Below are 25370 nucleotides of genomic sequence, written 5' to 3' on the forward strand. Positions count from 1 at the left end.
CGGGAGCGGCGCGAATTCGCTGATGTCCGCACTCAGCCCAGCGCTCGCGCCCTCGCGTTGTGCAGAACTCTCGTCCATACGACGTCGGTGCACAGGCCGCACTCGGCACCGAGGAAACGGGCTTTCGCGACGGGGTCACCGAGCAGCTGGTACTTCAGCCAGTCGGCCATCACCTCGGCGTATCGTCCCCAGGCCAGGTGGCCGGCGCCACCGAGTTCGGCGAAGATCGCGGGTACCTGGTCGGCCTTCTCGAACAGGGGCATGACGATGCCGTCGGCGTCGACGATGCGGTCGGCCTCCCCGGCCAGGAACAGCGCGGGCCCGACCATCTTTCCGGGAGCCGCCAGCGGGCCGGGTTGCAGGGCGAGCACGGTGCGCACGATCGCGTCGGCGCCCGCGTTGATCGCGCCCGCCCCGCCCTGGGAATGACCCGCGGCCGCCACCTGATCGGTGGCCACCTTGCCCGTATACGCGTTGCCCGGTGTGTCGTTGCGCCGCAGCAGTTCCCGCCCGCCCGCCAGCATCTCCGCACCCGAGTTCGCCATCGTGGTGTTCGCGGCGACGACGATGAAACCCGCTGCGGCCCAGGGCTTCAGCAAGGTGTCGGCGTAGACGCCGGGCCCGGCGCCGGTGCCGTTGCCCCAGAGCACCACCGGATGGCGGGTCGTGCCGAGCTCGGTGGGCCGGTACACCGTGTGGTCGGCCCACTTGTCGACCGTCACCGCGCCCACCGGGTCGGCCACCTGTGACGAACCGGCCGACCCGGCCGATGGCGGGCTCGCCACAGCGGGTGCGGCGGCCAGCAGGCCGGTCACCGCGACCGCCGCCAGGGTTGTGCATCGGAAAAACATCGTTGTCCTTTCCTACGGTGCCGCGGTACTACGCGGCCGGGTCGTGCAACCCCGACACCACGAGCGCGGAGCGCAGGTACCACAGATCGGCGCACCGGGTGGCGTCGTAGCCGGTGAGTTCGGCGATGCGCTTGATGCGGTAGTCGATCGAGTTGGTGTGCAGGTGCAGCATGGTTGCGGTGCGGCGCCGGTTCAGGTTGTTGGCGACGTGGCAGCGCAGCGTTTCGAGGAGTTCGGGATGTCCGCTCAGCGGCTCGAGCACGGTCGCGAGGTGGTCGCGGGCCGGACCGGGCCGGGTGAGCTGGTATTCGAGCGCGTAATCGCCGAACCGGTGCACGCCGCCCCTGCGGCCGAGCCGCCGGACGATCTCGAGCAGTTCGTGCGCGCACTCGGTCGCGTCGGCCACTTCGTCGAGGTCGGACAGTACGACCGCCACCGTCACCTGGCGACCGGCGGCGCGGGTGAGCGCGGCCGCCACGACGTCGATGTCGGTGTCGGTGTGGCTCGGCACCAGTGCGGTGCCCCCGCGCGTCGACAGGGCGACCAGGCACTCACCGTCGCAGCGGCGGTCGAGTTCGGCGCGCATGCGGGTGATGGCGCGGCGGGCGCGCACCCGCTCGTCGACGCCGTCGGCGGGCCCGTCCGTCGGTTCGCCCGCGATGCTCAGCGCCAGCACCCAGTACTCGTCGGCCAGTTCGACGCCGCGGTCGCGGGCCACGGCGCGCGAGTGGGTGCCCGCGATGACCTGCTGGGCCAGTGCGTCTTTGGCGTGTTCGGAGCGGCCCGCGAGTTCCAGGGTGTACCGCACGTAGGCGCTCGCGACCGTCGTGGCGGCGTGCTCGAGCAGGTCGGCCACGTCGACCTGCGCTCCGGTCAGATCGACGGCGATGCGCGCACAGCGGTGCAGGGCGTGCAGGATCGCCTCCACCCCGATGCCGTCGCGTGCCCATTCGACGGTGGCGTGTTCGAGGTGAGCGAGCGGGACGGCCGTGGCCGACCCGGAGCTCATGGCCGCGACCAGCTCGAGGCAGACCAGCCCGATGGTGCGGATCTGCTGGGGCCGCAGCATATTTCGCCCCGCGGGGCCATCGGTGACGGCCGTCCGTACCACGCGGTCGATCGTCGATCGCGGTGCCGCGTGCGCCGGTGCCGATCTGCTCAGGAGGGCGGTTCCGGAGGGTGTCCGATGTGGCATTCGTCGAGCGTGCCGGGCGGAGCACGCCGGAACATCGGTAGAACTGCGTATCTCTGCGCACCGAGGTGCGTATTCGGCTCCGCCCACCGAGCCCGCGGGATTCATGGGGAGAGTTCTCGTTCGCCGGGGTCGGCCGGCGCCGCGCGCGGTACGGCCTATGTTCGGCTTTTTGTGCCGGAACTCCATCCGCACTGTGTCAGTTCACAAAACACCTCAGGCATTGGCGACCGTGTGCCGCCAGGCCTGGATCTCCCGGCCGATCTCGGTCACCGGCGGTTCGTCGTAGAGCCATTCGCGCGCCAGGTCGTGCCAGTTCCGGGTCGCCTCGAGCTGGCCGAGCGCGGTGAGGGTGAAAAGGTCGGCGCGGCGGGAGAAGACGTGCTCGGGCGGCAGCAGCAGGTGGCGGACCTCGCGCCGCTGCGCCGCGCGCGGGTCGGTGGCGAGCACGACCGCACTGGTGGCGATCTCCGGGGTGAGGGTGATCTCCTCGTCGAGCAGATGCCAGCCCGAGGCGGCCCACACGTATTCGAGCACCGACCGTGGCGTCACCGGCGAATCGGGGGCGATGATGCCGCGCTCGGACCAGCGCCGGAATACTTCGTCGCTGTCGAAGTGGTGAGCCGCGCGGATCACCTGCCGCTCGAAATCCAGGTCGGCGCGCTCGATCGTGTTGTACAGCCCGAAATCGACGAAGCCGACCCGGCCGTCGTCGGCGAGCAGCACATTGCCCGGATGCGGGTCGGCGCAGTACTCGCCGTCGCGGAACATGCCGGTGATGTAGAAGCGGTACACCAGCTCACCGATGTGATCGCGGCGCGCGGCGGGCAGGCGGCGGATGTCGTCGAAGGAGATCCCTTCGACGAATTCGGTGACCAGCACGTTGTCGCCACAGAACTCCTCGACGGCGTCGGGGACCAGGATGAACGGGTGGCCTCGGTAGCGTGCGGCGACCCGATGCTGGTTGGCCGCCTCGCGCCGGTAGTCCAGTTCGGCGACGATGTTGCCGGAGATCTCGGCGAGCACCTCGGTGTCGGCGGCCGAGGGCAGAAACGATTTCCACAGGCCGCTGAAGAACTCGAGATTGCGCATATCGGCGTGCACCGCACGATCTACGCCGGGATACTTCACCTTCACCGCGACCGCCCGCCCGTCGCGCAACCGGGCGCGATACACCTGGCCGATCGAGGCCGCCGCCACCGGTTCCGGGTCGAAGTCGGCGAACACCCGGCTCAGCCGCCCCAGATCCTGTTCGATCACCGCGCGCATCTGCGCGAACGGCACCTCGGGTGCGCTGTCGCGCAGCTTCGCCAGCTTCGTGCGGAACATCTCGCGGTGCTCCTCCGGGATCATGTCCAGATCCAGCACCGAGGCCATCTGCCCCAATTTCATGGCCGCGCCCTTCATCCCACCGAGCACGGTGACGATCTGCTGTGCGGCTTGCAGTGTCGAGCGTTCGGCCAACGTGCGGCGCGCTTGTTCGGTTCGCCCGATCATCGCCAGCCGGGTGCCGAGTCCGCGGGCGGCCTGCCCCGCGGCCAACCGGCCGAGCCGTGCGCTGCGTGACAGCCGTCCGGTCGGTACCTGCTTGTCTGCCATGGGTGCCTCTTTCCCGCGGTGCGCTCATGGGCATTCTCGGCCTACGTTGCCGAACTCACAGGCGAACCGGCGCGGACTTGTGCCGGATCACCAATGCCGTCGTGGCGGAGCACGAATTCTTCGCCGGTGAGGTCGTTGTCAGTCCTCGGTGCCGCGACTCAGTTCCTGGAACCAGCTGAGATAAGCCGTCGTCGTCTCGCGCAGCGCGTCGACCGCCCAGTCGGCGGGCCGCAGTTCGGAGGGCAGCGCGGGGTCGGTGGTGAGCAGGTCGAGGCCGGCGCACACCGTCGTGAACCGGGCGGCGGGGTCGGCGGTTTCGATGGCTTCGAGCAGCTCACGGGCGCGGTGGTCGATGTCGGTCAGCGGCCACAGCCGAGCGCACAGCGAGACCGGGTCGTCCACGGCCCGCGTGCGCAGGGCGATCGTGGTGTCGCCGAGGTCGTCGGGCAGGTCGCGCGCGAGGTTCGCCGGACGCATCCACACACCCTCACGGAGTTCGGCGAGACGCAGCGAGAGCAGTGTCGCGCGCAGTGCCGCGCGGTCGGCGGCGGGTCGTCCCGTGGCGGTGATGACGACCTGTTCCCAATCGCCTTGCCAGGGCAGTGTGTGGGGCGCGAGGAGGTCTCGGCGCCGGGCACGCAGGTGTGGGGCGAGGGTGTAGACGCGACGCGCGCGCACGAGCTCACCGGCCGCGACCATCCGCGACACCGCGACGCGCACGGTGGCCTCCGGGTAACCCGCAGCGGTCGTGGCGGCGCAGATCTGCTGTGACGTCATCGTCGGCGAGTCGGCCGCGATGAGGATGCGGATCAGCGCCGACCGCGCCGACACCGGACGCACCACCATGCCGGAACCGGTGACCTCGGATTTCACGGGTCGAGTGTACATATTTCACTATTGCTACGGCTGTTGAAGATATGTAATGTCGCTGGGCATGACGACATCTACCTCACCGCTGGCCGGGCGCACGATGATCATGTCGGGCGGCAGCCGCGGCATCGGGCTGGCCATCGCGCTCGCCGCCGCACGTCAGGGCGCCAATATCGCGCTACTGGCCAAGACCGATGTTCCCGATCCACGGCTGCCCGGCACCATCCACACGGCGGCCGCCGAGATCGAGGCCGCGGGTGGGCAGGCGCTGGCGGTGGTCGGCGACGTCCGCGACGAGGCATCGGTCACCGAGGCCGTGCGCCGGACCGTCGAGCGGTTCGGTGGCATCGACTACTGCGTCAACAACGCGTCGGCCATCGCGCTCGCCCCGACCGAAGAGTTGCCCGTCAAACGGTTCGATCTCATGCAGCAGATCCAGTTGCGCGGTACCTATCTGCTCACCAGCACCTGCCTGCCGCACCTGCGCCGCAGCGACAACGCCCACATCTTGAGCCTGTCGCCCCCGCTGAACCTCGCACCCGCCTGGCTGGGTGCCCACCCCGCCTACATGGTGGCGAAGTACGGCATGTCCCTGTTGACGCTCGGTTGGGCCGCCGAGTACGCCGAGCACGGCGTCGCCGCCAACTGCCTGTGGCCCGAAACGCTCATCGCCACCGCCGCGGTACAGAACCTGCTCGGCGGCGACGAAGCGACCGCGAAAGCCCGCACCCCGCAGATCGTGGCCGACGCCGCGATCGCGATTCTCGAGAAGGACGCCCGGACGGTCACCGGCAACACCTTCCTCGACGTGGAGGTCCTGCGAGCCGAAGGCCGGACCGACTTCTCCGCCTACGGCGGCAGCGACGATCTCGAATACGACATCTTCGTCGACCCGCCCCAGGCCTGAGCTCGCCCGAATCCGGTCCGCGCGGTGACCGTCGCGCGGACGGATCACGGGTCAGGGGGTGACGATGGCGAAGTCGGGATCGGGGGCGTCGAGGTAGCCGATCAGCTCGGTCAGCTTGCCGGCGTCGCCGTCGACAGTGACCGCGCCGGCTTCGATCATCGCCGCCAGGTCGCCGCCGGCCAGTAGCGCCGAGCGAAGATCGTCGGCAGTGAGCGTGAAGGTGGTCGCAGCGGGCGGGCGGTTCCCGTCGACGTCGAAGTGGACCAGCAGGCCGTTGCGCAGATGGGTGCGGTGCGCGACGCCGGTGTCGCTGATGCGCCAGTCGATCGTGATGTCGGCCGACCAGGCTCGCGGCCCGTCGACCCGCAGTGCGATCGCGTCGAAAGTCTGCTCGACCGTGAGCTGGTTCATGATGTCGGCGGCGTCGGTGACCGTCGGGGTGCCGATCGAGCCGTTGCGCAATTCGTAGGCGCCCATCAGGAAGAAGTTGCGCCAGGTGCCGTTCTCGCAACCGTAGCCGAGCTGTTCGAGGGTGTCGGCTTGCAGCGCCTTGGCCTCGGCATGGTCCGGGTCGGCGAAGACCACGTAGTTCAGTACCTGCGCGACCCACCGGAAGTCGCCGTCGGCGAAGGACTTTCGCGCTTTGGCGACGACCTCGTCGGCGCCACCCATGAAGTCCACGTGCCGCACGGCGGCCTCGACGGTGCTGTGCTGCCACAGATTCGCCGGGTTGCCGTCGAACCAGCCCATGTAGCGCTGGTAGATGGCTTTGACGTTGTGGCTGATCGAACCGTAGTACCCGTGGGCCGACCAGTTGTTCGCCAGCGCGGGTGGTATCGGGAAGCCTTCGGCGATCTCGGTTCCCGTGGCGCCCTTGTTGATCCAGCGCAACGTCTGATCGTGCAGGTAGCCGTAGAGGTCACGCTGGATCGACAGGTACTCGGTGAGCCGCTCGGTGCCCCAGGTAGGCCAGTGATGCGAGGCGAACACCACGTCGGACCTGGCGGCATAGCGGTTGATCGCCTCGGTGAGGTACTTGGACCACACATGCGGGTCGCGGACCAGGGCGCCGCGCAGGGTGAGCAGGTTGTGCAGGGTGTGCGTGGCGTTCTCGGCCATGCACAGCGCGCGCCGGGCGGGGAAGTAGAAGTTCATCTCCGAGGGCGCCTCGGTGCCGGGGGTCATCTGGAACTCGATCGCCACACCGTCGACGGTGACCGCCTGACCGGTGTGGTCGATCGACACGGTGGGAATGATCAGACTCGGCTGACCGGTCGAGGTGGTCGGCCCCAGGCCCGCGCCCACGGCGCCGACCGGCCCACGGGGCAAGGCCGCGCCGTACATGTAGGCCGCGCGCCTGCCCATCGCGGTGCCCGCGTAGACGTTCTCCTCGACGGCGTGCTCGGTGAAACCGGCCGGCGCGATGATCACGCACCGTCCCCCGTCGACATCCTCCTGCGTGGTCACCCCTTTCACGCCGCCGAAGTGGTCGATATGGGAGTGCGAGTAGACGACCCCGACCACCGGCCGATCCCCGCGATGTTCGCGGTACAGCGCCAGCCCGGCGGCCGAGGTCTCCACCGAGATGAGCGGGTCGATCACGATCACTCCCGTGTCGCCCTCGATCAACGTCATGTTCGACAGGTCGAGCCCGCGGATCTGGTAGATGCCGTCGGTGACCTCGTACAAACCTTGTTTCACGGTCAGTTTCGACTGCCGCCACAGGCTCGGATTCACCGTGGCGGGGCACTCGTCGTCGAGGAAGGAGAACGACCCGCCGTCCCACACCACGTCACCGGCGGCATCGCGGATCACCGGCGGGGTGAGCGCGGCGACGAACCCGCGATCGGCGTCCGCGAAATCCTGGTCGTCGCCGAAGGGCATCGTGCGCAGCGCCTCGGCATTGCCCGCCTCGATGGTTTCGGAAGCTTCCTGCGGACTGGTCATCGAATCCCTTTCCACCGTGCTCGGTTATCCCGTGGCGACCGTGCCGGACGGCCCGCTCCCGCAGCATCACATCGGAGCAGATGACGCCGCCTCACCCGCTCCGGGTGAAATTCCTGTCGTCACCGGCTCGGCCATTTGCCACCGATGTTGCGCGAGGGCGGTTCGTCCGCCTCCGGTTCGATGCCGAGCCTCTCGGCGAACAGCCGACGCTGCGCGAGCCACCCACACACCGACAACCCGATCCAGGCCAGGGTGGCGGTGATCTGCTGCCCGCCGGGTTCGGGTTCGCGCAGGAACACGAGGTCACCCATCCGGCCCAGGCCCGACAGGATCATGCTCGCGCCGCCGATCGAAGTCAGCCACAGCAGGGCGCGGGCCCGGAACTTGTCGGCAAGGAAGGCCCCGGACACGCAGAGTGCGGCGGCGACGATCATGCTCAGCGCCCAGTTCTTGTCGCCCGGCTGCAGCACCGTGGCGAGTTTGGTGCCGATCATCGCGCCGGTGAGGCCACCGATGAAGTAGGCGGCGAAGCGGAAGATCAGCGAGGTCACCACCCAGGCCGACACCGTCCACCTCACCCCTGCAATCCGCCCAACCCTTTACCGAGGACCACGGCACCCATGACCAGCAGCACGATGGCCATGACGGCGTGATTGTTGTCCTGCAACCACATCCGGAGCCGGTCCAGCGCCGGGTCGAGCCGCTCGGCCGCCACGAGATAGCCGAGCACCACGGCGAGCACCGTGGCCGACGCGAGCACCGTGAACACCACGATCGCGCCGAGCGCGCCGCCGATGCCCAGGCCTGCCGCCCCGATCGCGACACCCGCCGACACACACAGCAGCAGGTTCTTCGGGTTGATCCCGGACAGCAGTGCCCCGAGCCCGGTCGCCTTCACCGGGGTGAGGGTGTCGATCGCGCGCATCCAGCCGGGCACCTCGGTCAGCGAGCGCGCCTGCCACTGTTTCACCGCCAACCCCACGAGCAGCACCCCCAGGACGATCTTGATCCACGCTGCCGCCGCACCGGGTTCGCTGTCGTCGGACCCGCCCAGCTTGCCGGCGAACAGCGTCACCACCCCGGTGACCACCAGAATGCCGAGTATCCACCCGGTGGCGAATCCGATCGCGGCGCCTTTTCCGCGCGCCGACAGAATCATGAGAATCGTCGCCACGATCGGTATCGGCGACAGTGCGACACCGACGGCGAGCGGAAGCAGATCTCCGATGACCGGACCCATAGCGCGACGGTAAACGCACAGGTGGGCGCCCCGCCTCACACGTCACGGATGAGATCCGTCCGGGCATGGCGACGATTCAGGTCAGCGCTTTGGCCTTGAGCTGCTGAAATTCGGCCTCGGTGATGGCTCCCGAGTCCAGTAGCTTCTTGGCGTCCGCGATCTGGGCCGCCGAACTGGTGCCGGCGGTCTCCCTGATGTATCGGTCGGTCGCGGCTTTGGCCTGCTGCTCGGCTTCGGCGGTGCGTTCGCCCATTCCGTCACCGCGCACGATCAGATACACCAGCCCGGTGAGCAACGGGAAGAGGAACAGGCACAACACCCAGATCGCCTTCACCCAGCCCGAGGTTTTCCGGTCCCGGAAGAGATCGGTGAGGATGACGAAGATCAGCAGCAGATAGGCGATGAACGCGAAACTTACGACAATGGCCCAGATGACATCCCAGAAATCCATTGTTGATCCCTCACTTTCGTGCTGAGCGCCCACCGGCCGGTGAACACATCGGGTGTCGCGGCGACGTCGGTGTCACCGTGGCCGCACCCGGCTCCCGACGTTGTGCACGACCACGACGTCGGGATGCCAGGGCACGAGATCGTCGACCCGGCGCTGCGATTCGGCCAGGTCGGGTAGCTGTTGCGGACCGAGGACGGCGATGGTGGCGGTGTCGCCCTGCGGTGTCACGTCCACCACCTGGGCGCCGGGCTGCTCGCGCACCCAGTCGCGGGCGACGTCGGAGATCTGCTCGGCCCACAGCGAGCAGCGGGCTGCGACCCACCAGCGCCGCGCGCCCGGTCGCCACACCGAGAACGACCCCGAGAATGGGGATCGACAGCGGGGCGACGATCATCGCGCCGATCACGGTGGCTGTGGAATCACCGACCACACCGGAGATCGCGATCACCGCCGAGAGCACGAGCATGATCCAGAAGGCCGAGCGCTTCGCCGCCACCGAGCCAACCGACAGGTCGAGTTTGTCGGTCAGTTCGTCGAGGGTTCGGCGCTGATCGGTGGGGACGAGAAAGCCGAGCATCGCGATCCTTTCGCCATGTCCGGCCAAGCGTAGAAAGCGACAGCGCCGACGGAATCACCCGTAAAGGATGAATTCCCCACCGACCGCGCAGCGAATTCACCCCGAACGGGCGCTCGTATTCCTCATCGACATCGTCATCAGCTGGGCCATCGCCACCCGGCAGCCGTACCGTCCGCGAGCCGTCGGATCTCCTGGTCGGGATACGGTGTGTGTCGGCTCGTCTGCTGGAACGCGCGCATGAACGCCGACATCGCGGCGGTGACCGGCGCGTGCCGGGTGATGATCGCGGCGGCCCCGCCCGCGATTCCCCTCGCGGGTTCGCCGTCGGCGATGCGGCGCACCATCGCGAGCCGCTTCTCACGGTCTGTTCGTCGGAGCCCGTACAGCGCTGTGAGCAGCCAGTTCACCAGATAGGTCGTGGTGAATCCGCGGTCGTAGCTCTGGTTCCGGGCGAAGAACGCGGTTTCGGGTGGGGCGAGGTCGAACCCCGAGGCGAGCGCGAGACCGAAGTCGGCGAAGTAGAGGCGTCGACCGTCGGTCAGGATGTTGTGGAAGTGCGCGTCGAGGTGCAGCAGTCCACGGCTGTTCATGAACGCGGTGCGGTCGGCCAGTTCCCGCTCCACCATGGCACAGGCCTGATCGGTGGCATCCTCACCTGCCTCGATCCGGGCGTCGAGCCACTCGTGCAGGGTGTGCGGGATGTACTCGAGGAACAGCGCGATGCTCGCCGAAGAGTCCCGCACAGCCTCGATCCGCCGACGCACCTGCGGTCGGTCGTCCCAGTAGGCGACGACGCGATCGATGTCGGCGAGCTCGTCCGGCAGCGGGCTGGTGTCGGGCAGCACCCGCCAGTGGTACATCAACGGAAAGCCCTCGTGTTCGGCGGCCAGCACCCAGTTCGTCGTCATGATGTGCACGGCGAGTTCGCGCCAGGCCCCGAATCCTGCCCCACCGATGAGGCCGACGCCGTAGTGGTAGAACTGCGGCAGATCGAACAGATTCGCCGTGGACCGGACGTGCTCCGGCTGCTGTTCCAGGTCGGTGAGTGGCACCCGCTTCACGAAAACCGGTGTCCCGGAAACCTCGAGCAGGGCCGACTTCCCGCCGATCCCGGTGCCGATCGGCGTGGCCGCCTCGACGAGTTCGCGCAAGGCGTGATCGCTGCGCAGGGCGAGGGCCGTAGCGACAGCACTGTGAGCGTCGAGGCGGGCCGAGCGAGTCGTGTTCTGGTGCTCATCCCGCCCACCTGGTTGCCCCGTGCTTCGCCCGGATCGATGTGACAAGTCCCCACCCATCCCGTGAGCGTACCGATGGCTTTCCGATCAGCGTCGCGGTTCGCCTCTGTGCCGGAACATCGTGTGCGACAGTGACGTGTGCGTAGGCGAGTGTCTACTTCAACGCACCAGGCGCAGGCTGGTGGTGGCGAGGCCGACGCTGAGCCGCTGGCCCCAGCCGAGGCGTAGTGCGTCGTGCTCGATGCCGTCGCCGAAGGCCACCAGTCCCTCGGACTCCACGTCGATGCGCAGGCTTTCGCCGGTGATCTCGCCTTCGGTGTGCGCGATCGAGGTGGCCGGTGACGGCCACGCCTCCCGGACGAACCAGACGAGTCTGCGCTCGGTGGGATGAGGAAGCGGGACAGGGCTTTTCCGTTCGCGGTGAGCCGACAGGCACCAGCCTGTCGCACCCGTACCGCTGCCGACGAGGATGCCCGACGATGCCTGGCGCTCGTCACGGAGGCGGTAGCGGCTGGTCTGGTGGCTCGGATGGCCGATGTAGATCTCGTTGAGTGCGCGCAGGGTCGCGCCGTCGTCCGTTCTCGCCTCGACCATCGTGCGGTCTTCGGTGTTACCGGTGCTGTGCAGGAGTTCGGTCGCGTCGGCGGGCGAGTGCTCGGCGAGCACGCCCGGTTCCGGGCTGATGCCGATGACGGGCTGGCCGTCGAGGTACTTGGCCACGTTGGCGACCAGCCCGTCCTGTCCGACGATCACCACGATGTCCTCGGGGGCGAACAGGAACCGCGACAGGTCTTCCCGCTCGACCGTGCCACGGCGCCAGTCGAGCGGAATGGCCGCGCTGACTTCGCCGATCGCCGCGCGGGTCCGCCGGTCGCGCTCCACCACCTCGTCGAGTGACCTGCCACGCGAGTTCAGGAAGAACTCCACCTGCCCGCGCGTCCCGTGCCGCGCCAGCAGCTCCGACAGCTCGGTTCGCCTGTGCACCAGTACGATTCGCGGCGCCAGGCTCATCGGGTGAACCGTTGCAGGATCGGCGCGATCATGTCCGGCGTCAGGGTGAGGCTGCCGATCGCCGGCAGGTTGCCCGCGAGTTCCTTCGCCGCCAACGCGTACAGCGTGTCCCGCGGGACGTCCCGGTAGGCATCCAGGCGTGCCTTCTCGCCGGCCGCCTCGGCCTCGGCGAGCTTGCGGATCCCGGCGGCCTTGGCGTCGACGGCGATCCGGTCGGCTCTGGCCTGACTCTCGGCCTTCTCCAGCGCGTTCGCGCCACGCTGGACCACCAGGAGCTCCTCCCTCTTCGCCAGCTCGATCTGGTTCTGCAGTTCGTTCTCGCTGATCGCGCGCTCGCGTTCGACGGCGAGCGCGCGCCGCTCGTAGGTCGCCCGGTCCGCTTCCTGCTGGACCTTCTCGCGGACCGTGGTCTGGAGCGCCTTCTCCATCTCCGCGTCGGGGCGGATCGCGACCACGCGGACGTCGATGATCTCCAGCCCGATGTGGGTCGCGGTCAGATTGCCGGTGGCTTCCTTGACCTTTTCCACGCCGGTGCGGATGGCGGTCTCGAGATCGAGCGTGGCGAGGACTTCGAGGGCGTGTTGCTGGGTGTTCTCGGTGAGGGTGTTCGCTATCTGGCTCAGCGGGTCCTGGCGCCAGGTCCCGGTGTCGGGGTCGATCGAGAAGTCGATCCTGCTCGTGGTCGTCGCGGGATCGGTGCAGCGGTAGGTGACCGTCAGCTGGACCGTGACGTCCTGGTGGTCGTGTGTGCGGGCGTGGAAGAGCATCGGCAGCTCCCGGTCGTCCACCGGAACCTCGCTGAGCACCGCCGTGCTCGGGCGGAACCAGAAGCTCAGCCCCGTGCCGTCGTGCCGGAGCTTGCCCTTGCGGACATGTCTGACGTGCACTGTCGGGGCTCCCCTGAGGTGCCGCAGTCCGGGGTAGCTGCTGATGTCGGCCATCGCCTTCTCCTTCGTTATGGTCGTAGTGACCATAACAGGACTGCCGGGCCGCCGTCGAGGGCAGCGGCTACTGTGATCCTGTTCGGCTGTTGTCAAACAAGGGGGATGGGGATGCGCGTATTTCAGGTGTGGCTTCGTGTGTTCGGCGTTGCCGTGGTCGGTATCGCGTTGGCGCACTTGCTGTTCGGTCAGTCGACCTACATCGGTGGCGGCGAGGTCAATGCCACCATGGAGTCGGATCTGCGCTTCTACAGCGTGCTCTTCGCCGCCTACGGTGCGGCGTTCGTCTGGGCGGCGGCAGACATCGTCGGGCGCGCCAGGGTGATCGACGCGCTGGGGCTGTTGTTCTTTCTCGGTGGCCTGGCCCGGATCCTGGCATGGGCCGTTGCCGGAGCGCCTCGGCCACTGGGCCGCGCACGGCGGAATATGTCAGCCGCACGGCATCGTCACCGTGGCGTTGTGGTCGGGCCGGTGGGCGCGATCGTCGTGCCGGTGTCCGGTGCGGCCGGACTGTCCGGCACCGGTTCGTTGCCGTAGAAGGTCGGCAGCATGGCTTTGGCCAGGACCAGGGCCGAACCCTCGCCCGACGGCACGGTCGCGAGGTTCGTGGCGACCACGATCGTCAGGTCCGAGGCCGGGTCGTGTCCCATGAAGGTCATGTACCCGGGGATCTGACCGTCGTGCCCGAACAGATGCATTCCGAATCGGACGATGCCGAGGCCGTAGCCGGCGACGTCGGGGGCGCTGGGGTCGATGGGTTGGATGCTGTCCATCCGGATTCGCTGCAGCTGCTCGTCGAGCATGTCGCCTTCGACGAGCGCCCGCACGTACGTCGCCATATCGCCTGCTGTCGCGATCGCGGCACCGGCGGTCCACGTCCACGACGGGCTCGCGTCGGTGGCGTTGCCGGGTCGCAGCGTGCCCGCGAGGGCGGCGGCCTGCTCCTCGGGTGGCAGGGCGAACGTGTCGATGGTGGAGACATTGGTGCCGAACGCGTACCCCTGCGGGTGCGGGTCGGGGATCGAGTTGTCGGTCGCGGCGGGCATCGAGGTGTGCTTCAGGCCGAGCGGTTCGAAGATCCGCTGCTGGAAATTCTCGGCGGCCGACATCTGCGTGACCTTCTCGATGACGAGGCCGAGCAGGATCGTATTGGTATTGCTGTACTCGAATTTCTCCCCCGGCGCGAAATTCACCGGATGGGAGAAGGCGATCGCGAGCATCTCCTCGGGCGTCCACACCTTGTCCGGGTCGCTGTCCAGTGTGGCATTGAATTCCGGGTCGAACGTGTAACTGTATAGCCCACTGCGCATTTCGGAGAGCTGTGCGATGGTGATCTGGTCTCCGTTCGGCACGCCCGGCCAATATTCATCGATCGGGTCCTCGAGCGCGAGCTTGCCTTCCTGTACCAACTGCAGAATGACCGTCGAGGTCATGGTTTTGGTGTTGCTGCCGATCCGGAAGTAGTCGTCCGCCGACAGGGGATCGTCGGCACCGATGACACGGGTGCCGAACGTCTCGGTCCAATCGCCCTGCTTCGGCGATCTGACGACCACGACAGCTCCCGGGATGACGTTGTCCTTCATGAGCTGGGTAATCATCGGCCGGAGGGTGGCCGCATACGCGGGTTCGGCCTGCGCACCCGCCGACGTGACGGTGGTATCGCCGCCGGAATCCGACGACGTTCCGCAGGCCGTGGCGATGAACAAACTCACGGTCGCGACAAACACTGCGAAACTCGTCCGGTGACCCATGATTCTCCGATCAGCGTGTGCTCGGGAAAGGTGTCTCGCGCTGTGCAACCCAACTCTGCTCCGTGTGAACCGAGGAAGCAATCAAGACCCGGTAACAGTGGAATGGCGCGCGACCAGCGTCGTAATTATCGAGTCGGCCCCGGTCGGCGAACGCCTCTCGGAAAAAGACTGTCCCACAACCTCGCCGGGGTGCGTTCGGGGTCCATCAGTTCGCTTTCGGCCAGCGGGCTGTCCTCGTCGGCGACCGTTTCGGGCTCGAATCGGATCAGCGTCCGGCCTTCGCCGCGCAGCGCTTCGACGGTGCGGACGAGCGAGGACGTTTCGGCGAGGGTGGCGTCGAACTTGGCGGGGTCGGTGTCGAGGTGCTCACAGAGCAGGCGGCGGCGGATGCCGAGAATGGTCTCGCGCAGGACCTCACCGTCGGGGGTGGCGGGCGTGACCTCGACGGCGAGGTCGCACTCGGTGTCGAAACCCATCGATCGATTGTTGAGGTTCGACGACCCGACCCGAAGCAGGCGGTCGTCCACCACCAGCACCTTGGCATGGACATAGATGGGCGCACCGTCGGCGGTGACGGGGTAGTACACGCCGAGCCGGTGCTCGGTATCGGCCTTCCACAGCAGATGCAGCAGGCGTCGGCGGGCACCGTCCATGGCCAGTTGCTCGAGCCAGCCGTCGGCGTGCCGGGGGAGGACCAGCACGATCTCGGGGCCGTCCGGTTCGCGCAGGCGGGCGGCGATCGCCTCGGCGAGCGTGCGCGAAGCCAGGTACTGGCTCTCGATGTACAGCGAACGGGTCGCGCCCGCGATCGCCGCGAGATACAGCGCCTCGATCTCGCGGACCTCGGCGCGGTCGGCGAGTTCGGGAAGGGTCCGGGCGATTCCCACGTCGACCGACCGCATCGTCGGCTCCAGCTCCGCCGGCCACGGTGTATCCCCGGCGACCTCGTCGACCGGGCCCAGTTCCTGCCCGGTCGCCGCCTTCCACCTGGCCCTGGCCAGTTCGCCGATCGCCTTCGCGGCGGCGCCGTCCACTGCGGTGGTCGCGTCGTGCCACGGGCCGTAGCGGCGGCCGTTCGGTGCGGTTCGGTAGGTGTTGTCGTCGCGGTGGTCGCTGGTGTCCCAGCGGTCCACGGTCATGTCGATGCCGCCGCAGAACGCGAGCTGGTCATCGATCACGATGATCTTCTGATGATGCGCCGAGCCGATCGGATGCGCGCCGTCCATTTCGAAGTGCAGCCGCCGGTCGGTGAGCCAGTTGGCGACGAAGATCGGCGTCATCCCCCGGCCGATCGCGGCGAACGCGCCGACATTCCACTTCAGCAGATAGATGTCGAGGTCCGGCCGTTGTTTCGGCAGCCACGACAGGAATTTGCCCAGCCGGTCCGGCCCGTCGAGGGTCTTCTCCTGCGGTTCGAACTTGATCCGGGTGTCGAAGTCCCAGCCGATCAGAACGATGCGTTTGCGCGCCCCCAGCATCGCGGATTTGGCGTAGCGGAAGTAGTCGGCCGCGTCGATGATGCAGGCCAGGCGGTCGGCTCGGGCGATCTGCCAGCAGGTCTGGCCGGGGGTGAGAATGCGCGGCACGTCGTTCATCTGTGGTCAGCCCCCTCGTCCAGCACACGTTCGGCGTAAGTGAACGATACTTGCCGGGCGGCGGGGGCGGACGACGCGTCAGGACCGCCGATCCCCGGCCAGGATTTCGTCGATCTCGTCGAGACGGGTCTGGACGAGGGCCTTCTCTTCCCGCGCCTCGACGTATTCCTCACCGTCAGCGGCGCTTCCGACGTGCTGGACGCGTTCGATCGATTCGCTCAACTTCGCTCGTCTGTCGAGCAGTTCCGCCCGCTCTTCGCGCAGCCGGGTCGAATCGGGGTCGGCCGATGTCATGGCAACCTCCTCATGGGTTCGGCTTTGTCAGGTGTTCGGCGTTTGCTCGGGCTGATCGTCCGCGGTCCGCGCCCGCTTACGGTCCGGGTCGAGCCGGTCCGCGCGCTCGCGTTCCTTGTCCAGCTCGGCGCGTGAATCCGCGGCGTCGCTGTGGTGCACCTGGGCCTGCTGAGCAAGCTGTTGGGCCTGCGCGGCTTTGGCGTCCGCTTCGGCCTGCACCGCGCGGCTCCTGGCGGCGATTTCTTCCGCCCGCGCCTCCCGCTGCCCGACCTCGAGTTCCTGCCCCGCCACTCGTTCCCGGATTCCGGCCGCTTCGACCCGGTGGTGTTCACGACGCTTACGCAACAGCGCCGCGACGACGCCGGCCAGCACGGCGATTATCAGAACAGCGACGACGATCGTCACGATCCAACTGGTGGTGCTCATGGGTCTACTCCTCGCATCCCGCCCCTTTTGTCCTTACTGCACGGGTCTACCCAGCCTGCGAAAGACAAACGACCGTCGGTGGCCTGGAAGGGGCGGGGCGGGCCGCTACCTCACGAAATCGCGTACTCCTTCGAACACCTGCGCCGAGGACAGCAGGGGCAGGTGGCCGAGGCAGGCCGTGCGGATATTGGTGGCGCCGTTGAGGACTGTGCTCTCGTCCGGGTCGATGATCTCGTCGCACGGTGACCACCAGGTCCCGTAGTTCACGCCGGTTCGCGCCCGCAACGCGTCGGCCTGCGCCTTCACCTGCACCGCGATGTCCTTGTTCGACTGGGTGCTGTCGTAGGTGAACCGTGCCAGCTGATCGGTGGTGTACCCCTCGTTCTGGAACCGGCCCCACATGTAGTCCCAGTTCGCCGCCGAACCTCGCCACCCATGGACGAAGAGGATCGGCTCTCGTGCGGGCGCGGCGGCGGCGGGTGGCGCTACCGCGCACAACGCGGCGGCGGTCGTGACAACAGCGATCGCGGCCACCCGAAAGCGGTGCGACAGAGACAAGGCGAACATCAATCGACTCCGATCTGCTCGTTGAGCGGCGAGCAGACAGAAGGTAGCGCCGTGAGGCATTCACCTCGGGCAGATTCCGGGAATTCGCACCAGCCCCCACAATTGGGGGCGGCGCGGTGTTCGCCGGGCAGGCAGCGCTCAGATGACGCCGAGAGCCAGCATCGCGTCGGCGACCTGGATGAAGCCACCGATATTGGCGCCTGCTTGATAGTTGCCAGGCACGCCGTATTCGTCGGCGGTGGCCAGGCAACGATCGTGGATGCCGCGCATGATCTCGGCCAGGCGCTCCTCGGTGTGCTCGAAGCTCCACGAGTCGCGCGAGGCGTTCTGCTGCATCTCGAGCGCGCTGGTCGCGACACCGCCCGCGTTGGCCGCCTTGCCGGGCGCGAAGATCACCCCCGCCTCGTTGAACAACCGCACCGCCTCGGGCCTGCACGGCATATTGGCCCCCTCGGCGACGATCCGACAGCCGTTCGCGACGAGTTTGCCCGCAGCGGCGCCGTCGAGTTCGTTCTGCGTCGCGCACGGGAGCGCGATATCGCAGGGCACTTCCCACAGCGAACCGCCCGCGACGAATCGTGCGGCACCGCCACGTTTTTCGGCGTAGTCGGCGATCCGCCCGCGCTGTACTTCCTTGATCTCCTTGAGCAGTTCGAGATCGATGCCCTGCTCGTCGACGACGTAACCGCTGGAATCCGAGCAGGCGACCACGGTGCCGCCGAGCTGGTGGACCTTCTCGATCGCGTAGATCGCGACGTTGCCCGAACCCGACACCACCACTTTCTGGCCCTCCATGGACCGGCCTGCGGCGGAAAGGATTTCGTCGACGAAGAAGACCGCGCCGTAGCCGGTGGCTTCCCGGCGCACCTGCGAACCGCCCCAGGTCAGGCCCTTGCCGGTGAGTACCCCTGACTCGTATCGGTTGGTGATGCGCTTGTACTGGCCGAACAGGTAGCCGATTTCGCGGCCGCCCACTCCGGTGTCACCGGCTGGTACGTCGGTGTGTTCACCGAGATGCCGGTAGAGCTCGGTCATGAACGCCTGACAGAACCGCATCACCTCGCCCTCCGAGCGGCCCTTCGGGTCGAAGTCCGAACCGCCCTTACCGCCACCGATGGGAAGTCCGGTGAGCGAGTTCTTGAAGATCTGCTCGAATCCCAGGAACTTCACGATGCCCAGATAGACCGAGGGATGGAAGCGCAGCCCGCCCTTGTACGGGCCGAGCGCGGAATTGAACTCCACCCGGAAGCCACGATTGATCTGCACGGTGCCGGAATCGTCGACCCACGGCACCCGGAAGATGATCTGCCGTTCGGGCTCGCACAAACGGCGGATCACCGCGGCGTCCGCGTACTGCGGGTGTTTGGCGACGACGGGACCGAGGCTGTCGAGAACCTCGTGTACCGCCTGGTGGAACTCGGATTCCCCGGGATTGCGGCGCAATACCTCGTCGTAGATGCCGCTCAGCTTCGCGTCCAGGACAGCCACCCGTGGACTCCTTGTCGTCGTCGTTGCCACCGTGGCCGGACGACATACGCGCACGCGGCCATTTCCTCACAGGCTAGCCGGGCGCGTCGTGAGGTCTGGACCGCGCGTACCCCGCGCGGCCGACGGCGGGTTCAACGGCGTCTGCGCGCACGGCTCCCGAAGAGGTTGCCCAGCCGCGACTTGCGGCCGTCGGTGCGTGAACGCAGAGCGGCATCGGCGATGTCGGCGAGATCCTCGGCGAGTGCCCGTGCCTCCGCGGTCACATCACGCCGGGCTCCGTCGGCGACGCGGCCGATTCCGCGCCCGCGGACGGTAGCGGCGGCCCGGGCTTCCTGGGCGAACTCGGTGACCGTGCGCAGGTCCTTCCGCACCTGCTCGCGCCACGCACTGACCGAATCTGTGTAACGAGACCCCATGGTCCGCCCTGCCTGTCATATTTGAGTGAACAGTTGTGCACCGACAGGCTCAGGGTATCCGGTAACGCTGGTACCGGCAACCGGCACGCCGGGCTGACGCGGGTGGGTCTGGGCGGCCTTATGCGCTGCGCATCGCGCGATAGACCGCCGAGCCGACGAAGGCGCCCAGATCATCCGGATTCCACTCGTCCCGGTTGGTGAACAGGGTCCGGACCGCGCTTTCCGCCGCCGAGACCCACAACTCCACCAGCGCGGGGAGTTTGCGCTCGGCGTCCTCGACACCCCAGGCGTGCAAGGTCGGGCGCAGCAGCGCCGTGCAGCGTTCGACGGCCAGCCGCCGGCCGCGCCCGAAGGAACCGACGACCGCGGGATCGGGATTGCCGTAGATCAGCCGCCAGGCGTCGGGCCGTTCGGACGCCTTGTGCAACAGAGTGCGGAACCCTTCCACGAAGACCGTCTCGTCGGCGTTGGTGGTGCGCGGTGGCAGCACGTCGAGCACGCCGGAGATCAAGAAGTTCTCCTCGCGCTGGATCAGTGCGTCGATCAGTTCGACCCGATCCGGGAAGCAGGCGTAGACCACCGGGCGGGTCACCTTCATGTAATCGGCGACCGCGCCCATCGTGACCGCTGCGACGCCGTGATCCGCGGCGATGGCCAGTGCCGCGTCGAGCACCTGAGGTCGGCGCCGCTCGGGGCCGAGATGCGCGGCCCGCCCCCGCCGCTGCACTGCCGTCTCGCTACCCATGCGCACACAATAGCAACCCGGCCAGTGTTCCTACATCGATGTATGAAAATGCTACATTGCTGAATGAACCGTCCGACTGTGCCGGACGCCAGCAGGAGGAGCCGTGATGCCCCGAGATCTGTTCAACCCGAACACCGCCGACTTCGCGCAGTTCGACCCGGAGACGCGCAGGTTGCTGCGCGCGACGGTCGACTGGTTCGAGTCGCGGGGCAAGACCAGGTTGCTCGCCGACGATCGCACCCGCGTCTGGCCGTCGGAGTTCCTCGATTTCGTGAAGAAGGAGCGCTTGTTCGCGACCTTCCTCACCCCGGCGGCCGAGGCGGGCAGCGACCCGAACAAGCGCTGGGACACCTCGCGCAACGCCGTGCTGAGCCAGATCTTCGGCTTCTACGGCATGACCTACTGGTACATCTGGCAGGTCACCATCCTGGGTCTCGGGCCGATCTGGCAGAGCGACAACGCCATCGCCAAACAGAAGGCGGCCGCGCGGCTCGAGGCAGGCGAGATCTTCGCGTTCGGCCTGTCGGAGAAGGAACACGGCGCCGACGTGTACTCCACCGACATGATCGTCGACCCCCAGCCCGACGGTGGATACACCGCCACCGGCGGCAAGTACTACATCGGCAACGGCAACCTGGCCTCGATGGTCTCGGTATTCGGCCGTCGCTCGGACAAGCCGATCATCGACAGCGCGGCGGCGATGCGAGGCAAACCGGCGCAGGAGGATTACGAGGGTTATCTCTTCTTCGTCGCGGACTCCCAGCACGAGGCGTACAAGCTGCGCAAGAACGTGGTCGACAGCCAGATCTATGTCGCCGCGTTCGAGCTCGAGAACTATCCCGTCGCCGAGGAGGACATCCTGCACCGCGGGGAGGATGCGTTCCACGCGGCGATGAACACGGTCAATGTCGGCAAGTTCAATCTCGGCTTCGGCGCGATCGGCGCCTGTGAGCACTCCTTCTACGAGGCGATCGACCATGCGGAGAACCGGATTCTGTTCGGGCACCGAGTCACCGAGTTCCCGCAGGTCAAAGCGCTGATCACCGATTCCTACGCGCGGATCGTCGCGATGAAGCTCTACAGTGCTCGCGCGGTGGACTACATGCGTTCGGCCGCACCCGAGGACCGTCGCTACCTGTTGTTCAACGCCATCGAGAAGATGTCGGTGACCCGCCAGGGACAGCGCGTGATCGAGGACCTCGCCGATGTGATCGCCGCACGCGGGTTCGAGAACGACATGTACTTCCCGGTCGCGATGACAGCCATGTTCGGGCTCCCGAGGCTGGAGGGCACCGTCCACGTCAACATGGCGCTGTCGCTGAAGTTCATGGCCAACTACATGTTCCATCCGGCCGATGCCGGTCTGGCCGCGATGCGGTCGCTGCCCGGTGTCGCGGTGGCCCCCACGGTCGCCACCCGCGCCGCCGCCGGTGCGCTGTCGTGGACGAGTCGCAAGCTCACTCCACGTCTCGGCTCGATCGTGAAACCACTCGGCGACGAATTGGCGTGCGCCGCTTACGAACCGGTACCGACACGGCACGACACCGCCGACGACGAGTTCCTGTTCCGGCAGGGACCGAGCAGTGGCCTCGGCCGGATCCGCTTCGCCGATTGGCGCCCGGTCTTCGAGAGCTTCGGTGACGTGCCGAATGTCGCGGTGTTCCTCGAACAGGTGCTCGCGCTGCAAGCACTGCTCGCCGTCGCCGCGCCGACGCCGTCGCAGCGGAAAGACGTCGACTTCCTGTTCGCCTTCGGCGAGCTGTTCACGGCGGTGCCCTACGCGCAGCTGGTATTGGAGCAGGCGGCGATCGAGGGCACCGACCCCGCGGTCATCGACCAGATCTTCGACGGCTTCGTTCGCGGCTTCTCCACGAACGCCCTCGCCCTGCACAACAAGCCGACCGCCACTGCCGTCCAGCAACGCCGAGCACTCGACCTGGTGCGGCGCCCCGCCTTCGACAAGGCCCGCTTCGAGCGTGTGCTCGGCAAGGCGCGCGGGCTGGCCGGGACCTATGAGATGAAGGCCTGACCGGCACGAGCCGACCCGGTGTGGCCGTTGTAGCAGGAACGCGCCGGAGCGGCCTCCTACTGCAATGGGCGGTCGACGATTCTGCCCAGTCGATGGGTCGGGGCTTCGGCTTCGATCTCGGCGACGGTGCGCGGGCGGCGGGGAGTGCGTGCCAGTTCGCTGTCGGGGACGGCGGCCATCCGCATGGTCGGCGGGTCGGTGACGGGAGTCGTCCGCACCAGGTCGACCATCGCGTCCCGGTCGGGTCGTTCGTCGGCGAGGGACGGTTCGGACAGGCCGACCTTTTCCTGAATTCGCTTGGCCCACTTGGGCGCCCACCAACAGTCGTCGCCGAGCAGTTTCATGATGGCGGGGACGAGCAGCATGCGCAGGATGGTCGCGTCGATGAACAGCGCCGCGATCATGCCGTAGGCGATGTACTGCATCATCACCAGATCGGAGAACGCGAACGCACCGGTGACGACGAGCAGGATGAGCGCGGCCGCGGTGATGATGCGGCCCGTCTGTGCGGTGCCGGTGCGGATCGCTTCGGTGGTGGACGCGCCATGGGCGCGTGCCTCCACCATGCGCGAGATCAGGAAGACCTCGTAATCGGTCGACAGGCCGTAGATCACCGCGATGATCAGCATGAGCACCGGTGCGCTGATGGGTTGTGGCGTGAAGTTCAGTACCCCGGCGCCGTGACCGTCGATGAAGATCCAGGTCAGGATGCCGAGTGTGGAACCGAGCCCGAGGGCGTTCATCAGCGCCGCCTTGATCGGCAGTACCAGTGATCCGAAGGTGAGGAACATCAGCAGTGTGGTGACCAGCAGGACCAGCCCGATCATCAGCGGCATCCGGTCGAGCAGGCTGTCGATGCTGTCGGCCATGATCGCGGGCTGCCCCGCGACATACATGTCCACCCCGTCCGGTACGTCGATGGCGCGCAGGTAGTCGATCGTCGGCTCGGCGTTGCCGGTCGGATCCACCAGGGTGGCCGAGGTGCGGTATACCGCCGGATCGTTGGAGCCGGTGTTGCTCGGCACGCCGAACTGGCCGACGAGCCCGGGCGCCTGGTTGGCCTGCTTCCATACCGCACCGATGGCGGTGGTGTCCTTACCGACGAAGACCAGCTGGATCGGGTCGGTCTTCTTCAGTGGGAACACCTCGTAGAAGTGCTCGAGGGCGAGCCGGGTGCTGTTGTCGGGCGGGAGGTACTTCTCGTTGATGCCGCCGAAGGCCAGGTTCTTGATCGGGATGATCAGCAACAGCAGCCCGACGACGACCGCCACCGCCACCTTCAAGGGGTGTCGCATCACCCAGCGGGGGAGTCTGCCCCAGAAGCCGTTCTCGATCTCCTCGGCGGACTTGGTCTTGCGGAAGCGTTTGATGCCGAGCATGTCCACCCGTGGCCCGAGGACGGCCAGCATCGCGGGCAGGATCGTCACCGCGGTCAGGGCGGCGAGCGACACCGTCGCGATGGTGCCGTAGGCGACCGAGCGGAGAAAGCCCTGGGGGAACAGCAGGATGCCGCCGAGGCTGGCCGCGATCATGGTCGCCGAGGAGACGACGGTGCGTCCGGCGGTCATCACCGTGCGCCGGACTGCCGCGCGCGTGTCGTAACCGCCGGCGAGTTCCTCCCGGAACCGGCTGACGATGAACAAGGCGAAGTCGATGGCCAGGCCGAGGCCGATCATCGACACCACGGCGGAGACGAACGAGTTGACGTCGGTGAAGTTCGTGATCGCCATGACGATGCCGTTGGCGCCGAAGATGGTGAGCCCACCGATGATCAGCGGCAGCGCGGCGGCGACGACGCCACCGAAGATGAAGAACAGCAGCACCGCCACAGCGGGAATGGCCAGCAGTTCCATCCGGTGTACGTCGGTGGCGATGGTGTCGTTGAGGGTGCCGCCGATGGCCTGCAGCCCCGAGACCTCCACGTCCACACCGTCGATGTGGAAGGCGTCGCTCACCGCCCGGTAGCTGCGCAGCAGGTCGGTGTCGTTGTCACCGACGAGCGCGACCGAGGCGAACGCGTGCCGCTTGTCGGCCGACCCGAATACCGACGGCACCGCGGGCGCGTCGCCCACCCGCCAGTAGGCGCCGTTGATCTTGTCGATCTCGCCCGGGTGCTCGGCCAGTGCCTTGTCCAGACCAGCGACGACCGTGCCGCTGAACTCCGGATCGTCGATCGTCTTACCGTCGGGAGCGTTGTAGAGCACGATGACGTCGGCGGTATGGTCGCGCCCGAATGCCTGGTCGGCGATCCGCGAGCCCTGCGAGGATTCCGAACCCGGGTCGTCCCACCCGCTCGAGGTGAGATGGTCGGACAATCCGAGCCCGTACCCACCGAGTCCGAGCAGCGCGGCACCGACGATCGCGATGACGGCGAAGCGAAATCGATGGACCAGGTCGCCCCAACGGTTGAACACAAACGACTCCTTTGTCTGCTGCGTTACCGACCTTCCCAGGCAAACCTGAGGATCGGCTGACAGGCGACGGCGTAGCGGCTGTCGGGGAGTGTGATTCCAGACCTGTACGCGCGGTCCCGGATCGGACGCGGAAAGGGGGGAGGGCGCCGCACCAGCGGACCTCGGTGGCGCGACCCGGTCGACGGTGTCCCGGTCGATTCGCTTCTTGTGTGAGGCCCGGGTCAGCCGGCCCCGACGATGCGTAACGCCATGTCGGCGTAAGCCGTGGCGATGTCTTCCGGGGACCAGTCGCCCTCGTCGCGGTACCAGCGGGCGATGTCGATGCCGAGGGAGAGCAGGGCGGTGGACGCCATTCGCGCGTCGGGGGTGTCGAAGACGCCCTCCTCGATCCCGCGGCGGACCAGGTCGCGCATGGCCTGATCGATCTGCTGGCGGATCGCGCGGATCTCGGTCAGGTGTTCGGGGCTCAGTGAGTTCAGTTCGTAGTTGACGATCCGGGCGCCGGTGTGACCGCGTGCGTGATGGACGGCGAAATCGTGGATCACGGTGCGCAGGGCGATCGCCGGGTCGCTGGACGACGCGGCCGCCTTCCGGATCAGCTCGAGGGTTTCGTCGTGGCCCGATCGCGAGATCAGATAGAGCAGTTCCTCTTTGGATCTGTGATGAACGTAGACCGCGGCCGGGCTCATGCCGGCCGCCCCGGCGATATCGCGCGTCGTCGTTCCGTTGAAGCCCTTCTCGGCGAAGGCCGCGACGGCGGCTTCCAGGAGTCGCGCGCGGGTGGAGTCGCCGCGGGGTCCGGTGGTTTCGGTCATGGGGTCGCC

General features: G+C 67.5%; 23 protein-coding genes and 2 pseudogenes. 3 read left to right on the plus strand and 22 right to left on the minus strand.

The features are described from left to right. Positions 1-32: 32 nt before the first annotated feature. The 4 genes from AB0I35_RS25890 to AB0I35_RS25905 all read right to left on the minus strand — a co-directional run bounded on the left by AB0I35_RS25890 (position 33) and on the right by AB0I35_RS25905 (position 4515). The gene (locus tag AB0I35_RS25890; protein ID WP_357398906.1) at positions 33-851 is read right to left on the minus strand and encodes an acetylxylan esterase; all 819 of its coding nucleotides are present in this window, start codon (positions 849-851) and stop codon (positions 33-35) included. Between the two features lie 28 nt (positions 852-879). Beyond that, the gene (locus AB0I35_RS25895) at positions 880-1920 is read right to left on the minus strand and encodes a helix-turn-helix domain-containing protein (RefSeq protein WP_357398908.1); all 1041 of its coding nucleotides are present in this window, start codon (positions 1918-1920) and stop codon (positions 880-882) included. Positions 1921-2259: 339 nt separating this feature from the next. Next, positions 2260-3642 (minus strand): AarF/ABC1/UbiB kinase family protein, encoded by a 1383-nt coding sequence (locus tag AB0I35_RS25900; RefSeq protein WP_357398910.1) that lies wholly within the window; start codon positions 3640-3642, stop codon positions 2260-2262. Positions 3643-3780: 138 nt separating this feature from the next. Further along, positions 3781-4515, minus strand: a complete 735-nt coding sequence (locus AB0I35_RS25905) for a PaaX domain-containing protein, C- domain protein (RefSeq protein ID WP_357398911.1) — start codon at positions 4513-4515, stop codon at positions 3781-3783. A gap of 61 nt (positions 4516-4576) precedes the next feature. On the opposite strand from AB0I35_RS25905, the gene AB0I35_RS25910 reads away from it, so the two are divergent. Continuing rightward, positions 4577-5419 carry an NAD(P)-dependent oxidoreductase gene (locus tag AB0I35_RS25910; RefSeq protein WP_067494435.1) on the plus strand — a complete coding sequence of 281 codons (843 nt, stop codon included), beginning with the start codon at positions 4577-4579 and terminating at the stop codon, positions 5417-5419. A gap of 51 nt (positions 5420-5470) precedes the next feature. Here the strand turns inward: AB0I35_RS25910 and AB0I35_RS25915 are convergent, their stop codons facing one another. The 8 genes and pseudogenes from AB0I35_RS25915 to AB0I35_RS25950 form a co-directional block, all read right to left on the minus strand. Continuing rightward, positions 5471-7366, minus strand: coding sequence for an alkyl sulfatase dimerization domain-containing protein (locus AB0I35_RS25915; RefSeq protein WP_357398912.1), 1896 nt, complete (start codon positions 7364-7366; stop codon positions 5471-5473). Between the two features lie 119 nt (positions 7367-7485). Further along, complete coding sequence (locus AB0I35_RS25920) at positions 7486-7944, minus strand: DUF4203 domain-containing protein (protein ID WP_357398913.1); 459 nt, start codon at positions 7942-7944, stop codon at positions 7486-7488. Beyond that, a complete protein-coding gene (locus tag AB0I35_RS25925; RefSeq protein WP_357398914.1) occupies positions 7941-8606 on the minus strand; it encodes a GAP family protein in 666 nt (221 codons plus the stop codon). The genes AB0I35_RS25920 and AB0I35_RS25925 overlap by 4 nt, the downstream gene beginning before the upstream one ends. 76 nt (positions 8607-8682) lie before the next feature. Continuing rightward, complete coding sequence (locus AB0I35_RS25930) at positions 8683-9057, minus strand: SHOCT domain-containing protein (protein WP_357398915.1); 375 nt, start codon at positions 9055-9057, stop codon at positions 8683-8685. Positions 9058-9129: 72 nt separating this feature from the next. Then, positions 9130-9634: pseudogene (locus tag AB0I35_RS25935) on the minus strand (hypothetical protein). A 137-nt stretch (positions 9635-9771) separates the two neighbouring features. Further along, a complete protein-coding gene (locus AB0I35_RS25940) occupies positions 9772-10929 on the minus strand; it encodes a protein kinase family protein (protein ID WP_357398916.1) in 1158 nt (385 codons plus the stop codon). A gap of 99 nt (positions 10930-11028) precedes the next feature. Then, on the minus strand, positions 11029-11853 hold the full coding sequence (locus AB0I35_RS25945; protein ID WP_357398917.1) for a hypothetical protein: 825 nt from the start codon (positions 11851-11853) through the stop codon (positions 11029-11031). A 23-nt stretch (positions 11854-11876) separates the two neighbouring features. Next, positions 11877-12821 carry an SPFH domain-containing protein gene (locus tag AB0I35_RS25950; protein ID WP_357398918.1) on the minus strand — a complete coding sequence of 315 codons (945 nt, stop codon included), beginning with the start codon at positions 12819-12821 and terminating at the stop codon, positions 11877-11879. A 111-nt stretch (positions 12822-12932) separates the two neighbouring features. Between AB0I35_RS25950 and AB0I35_RS25955 the strand changes: the two genes are divergently transcribed. Beyond that, positions 12933-13358 (plus strand): DUF4345 domain-containing protein, encoded by a 426-nt coding sequence (locus tag AB0I35_RS25955; RefSeq protein ID WP_357398919.1) that lies wholly within the window; start codon positions 12933-12935, stop codon positions 13356-13358. On the opposite strand, the gene AB0I35_RS25960 is transcribed toward AB0I35_RS25955, so the two are convergent. The 8 genes from AB0I35_RS25960 to AB0I35_RS25995 all read right to left on the minus strand — a co-directional run bounded on the left by AB0I35_RS25960 (position 13268) and on the right by AB0I35_RS25995 (position 20103). Continuing rightward, complete coding sequence (locus AB0I35_RS25960; protein WP_357398920.1) at positions 13268-14548, minus strand: serine hydrolase domain-containing protein; 1281 nt, start codon at positions 14546-14548, stop codon at positions 13268-13270. The genes AB0I35_RS25955 and AB0I35_RS25960 overlap by 91 nt on opposite strands. Before the next feature lie 149 nt (positions 14549-14697). Beyond that, complete coding sequence (locus tag AB0I35_RS25965) at positions 14698-16167, minus strand: phospholipase D-like domain-containing protein (protein ID WP_357398921.1); 1470 nt, start codon at positions 16165-16167, stop codon at positions 14698-14700. A gap of 78 nt (positions 16168-16245) precedes the next feature. Continuing rightward, positions 16246-16461, minus strand: a complete 216-nt coding sequence (locus tag AB0I35_RS25970) for a hypothetical protein (protein WP_357398922.1) — start codon at positions 16459-16461, stop codon at positions 16246-16248. A 27-nt stretch (positions 16462-16488) separates the two neighbouring features. Continuing rightward, positions 16489-16887 (minus strand): transmembrane domain-containing protein, encoded by a 399-nt coding sequence (locus AB0I35_RS25975; protein WP_357398923.1) that lies wholly within the window; start codon positions 16885-16887, stop codon positions 16489-16491. A 105-nt stretch (positions 16888-16992) separates the two neighbouring features. Continuing rightward, positions 16993-17454, minus strand: coding sequence for a hypothetical protein (locus tag AB0I35_RS25980; RefSeq protein WP_357398925.1), 462 nt, complete (start codon positions 17452-17454; stop codon positions 16993-16995). Between the two features lie 138 nt (positions 17455-17592). Beyond that, complete coding sequence (gdhA, locus tag AB0I35_RS25985) at positions 17593-18942, minus strand: NADP-specific glutamate dehydrogenase (protein ID WP_357398926.1); 1350 nt, start codon at positions 18940-18942, stop codon at positions 17593-17595. 131 nt (positions 18943-19073) lie between these two features. Beyond that, positions 19074-19358, minus strand: coding sequence for a hypothetical protein (locus AB0I35_RS25990; protein ID WP_357398928.1), 285 nt, complete (start codon positions 19356-19358; stop codon positions 19074-19076). Positions 19359-19476: 118 nt separating this feature from the next. After that, positions 19477-20103, minus strand: coding sequence for a TetR/AcrR family transcriptional regulator (locus tag AB0I35_RS25995; RefSeq protein ID WP_357398929.1), 627 nt, complete (start codon positions 20101-20103; stop codon positions 19477-19479). A 106-nt stretch (positions 20104-20209) separates the two neighbouring features. Between AB0I35_RS25995 and AB0I35_RS26000 the strand changes: the two genes are divergently transcribed. Then, entirely contained in the window at positions 20210-22132 is a 1923-nt protein-coding gene (locus AB0I35_RS26000; protein WP_357398930.1) for an acyl-CoA dehydrogenase family protein, read from the plus strand. A gap of 164 nt (positions 22133-22296) precedes the next feature. On the opposite strand, the pseudogene AB0I35_RS26005 reads toward AB0I35_RS26000, so the two are convergent. Continuing rightward, positions 22297-24546: pseudogene (locus tag AB0I35_RS26005) on the minus strand (MMPL family transporter); the annotation flags it as partial. 221 nt (positions 24547-24767) lie between these two features. Continuing rightward, a complete protein-coding gene (locus AB0I35_RS26010; RefSeq protein WP_357398931.1) occupies positions 24768-25361 on the minus strand; it encodes a TetR/AcrR family transcriptional regulator in 594 nt (197 codons plus the stop codon). Positions 25362-25370 lie beyond the last annotated feature (9 nt).

The organism is Nocardia sp. NPDC050378, assembly GCF_040655675.1.
In the GTDB taxonomy this organism is placed as follows: Bacteria; Actinomycetota; Actinomycetes; order Mycobacteriales; family Mycobacteriaceae; genus Nocardia; species Nocardia coubleae.

Excerpts from the sequence above, each read along its gene's own strand:
- AB0I35_RS25890 (WP_357398906.1), bottom strand. The coding sequence starts at position 851 with ATGTTTTTCCGATGCACAACCCTGGCGGCGGTCGCGGTGACCGGCCTG.
- AB0I35_RS25895 (WP_357398908.1), bottom strand. The coding sequence starts at position 1,920 with ATGCTGCGGCCCCAGCAGATCCGCACCATCGGGCTGGTCTGCCTCGAG.
- AB0I35_RS25900 (WP_357398910.1), bottom strand. The coding sequence starts at position 3,642 with ATGGCAGACAAGCAGGTACCGACCGGACGGCTGTCACGCAGCGCACGG.
- AB0I35_RS25910 (WP_067494435.1), top strand. The coding sequence starts at position 4,577 with ATGACGACATCTACCTCACCGCTGGCCGGGCGCACGATGATCATGTCG.
- AB0I35_RS25915 (WP_357398912.1), bottom strand. The coding sequence starts at position 7,366 with ATGACCAGTCCGCAGGAAGCTTCCGAAACCATCGAGGCGGGCAATGCC.
- AB0I35_RS25925 (WP_357398914.1), bottom strand. The coding sequence starts at position 8,606 with ATGGGTCCGGTCATCGGAGATCTGCTTCCGCTCGCCGTCGGTGTCGCA.
- AB0I35_RS25930 (WP_357398915.1), bottom strand. The coding sequence starts at position 9,057 with ATGGATTTCTGGGATGTCATCTGGGCCATTGTCGTAAGTTTCGCGTTC.
- AB0I35_RS25940 (WP_357398916.1), bottom strand. The coding sequence starts at position 10,929 with ATGGGTGGGGACTTGTCACATCGATCCGGGCGAAGCACGGGGCAACCA.
- AB0I35_RS25950 (WP_357398918.1), bottom strand. The coding sequence starts at position 12,821 with ATGGCCGACATCAGCAGCTACCCCGGACTGCGGCACCTCAGGGGAGCC.
- AB0I35_RS25955 (WP_357398919.1), top strand. The coding sequence starts at position 12,933 with ATGCGCGTATTTCAGGTGTGGCTTCGTGTGTTCGGCGTTGCCGTGGTC.
- AB0I35_RS25965 (WP_357398921.1), bottom strand. The coding sequence starts at position 16,167 with ATGAACGACGTGCCGCGCATTCTCACCCCCGGCCAGACCTGCTGGCAG.
- AB0I35_RS25970 (WP_357398922.1), bottom strand. The coding sequence starts at position 16,461 with ATGACATCGGCCGACCCCGATTCGACCCGGCTGCGCGAAGAGCGGGCG.
- AB0I35_RS25975 (WP_357398923.1), bottom strand. The coding sequence starts at position 16,887 with ATGAGCACCACCAGTTGGATCGTGACGATCGTCGTCGCTGTTCTGATA.
- AB0I35_RS25980 (WP_357398925.1), bottom strand. The coding sequence starts at position 17,454 with ATGTTCGCCTTGTCTCTGTCGCACCGCTTTCGGGTGGCCGCGATCGCT.
- AB0I35_RS25990 (WP_357398928.1), bottom strand. The coding sequence starts at position 19,358 with ATGGGGTCTCGTTACACAGATTCGGTCAGTGCGTGGCGCGAGCAGGTG.
- AB0I35_RS25995 (WP_357398929.1), bottom strand. The coding sequence starts at position 20,103 with ATGGGTAGCGAGACGGCAGTGCAGCGGCGGGGGCGGGCCGCGCATCTC.
- AB0I35_RS26000 (WP_357398930.1), top strand. The coding sequence starts at position 20,210 with ATGCCCCGAGATCTGTTCAACCCGAACACCGCCGACTTCGCGCAGTTC.
- AB0I35_RS26010 (WP_357398931.1), bottom strand. The coding sequence starts at position 25,361 with ATGACCGAAACCACCGGACCCCGCGGCGACTCCACCCGCGCGCGACTC.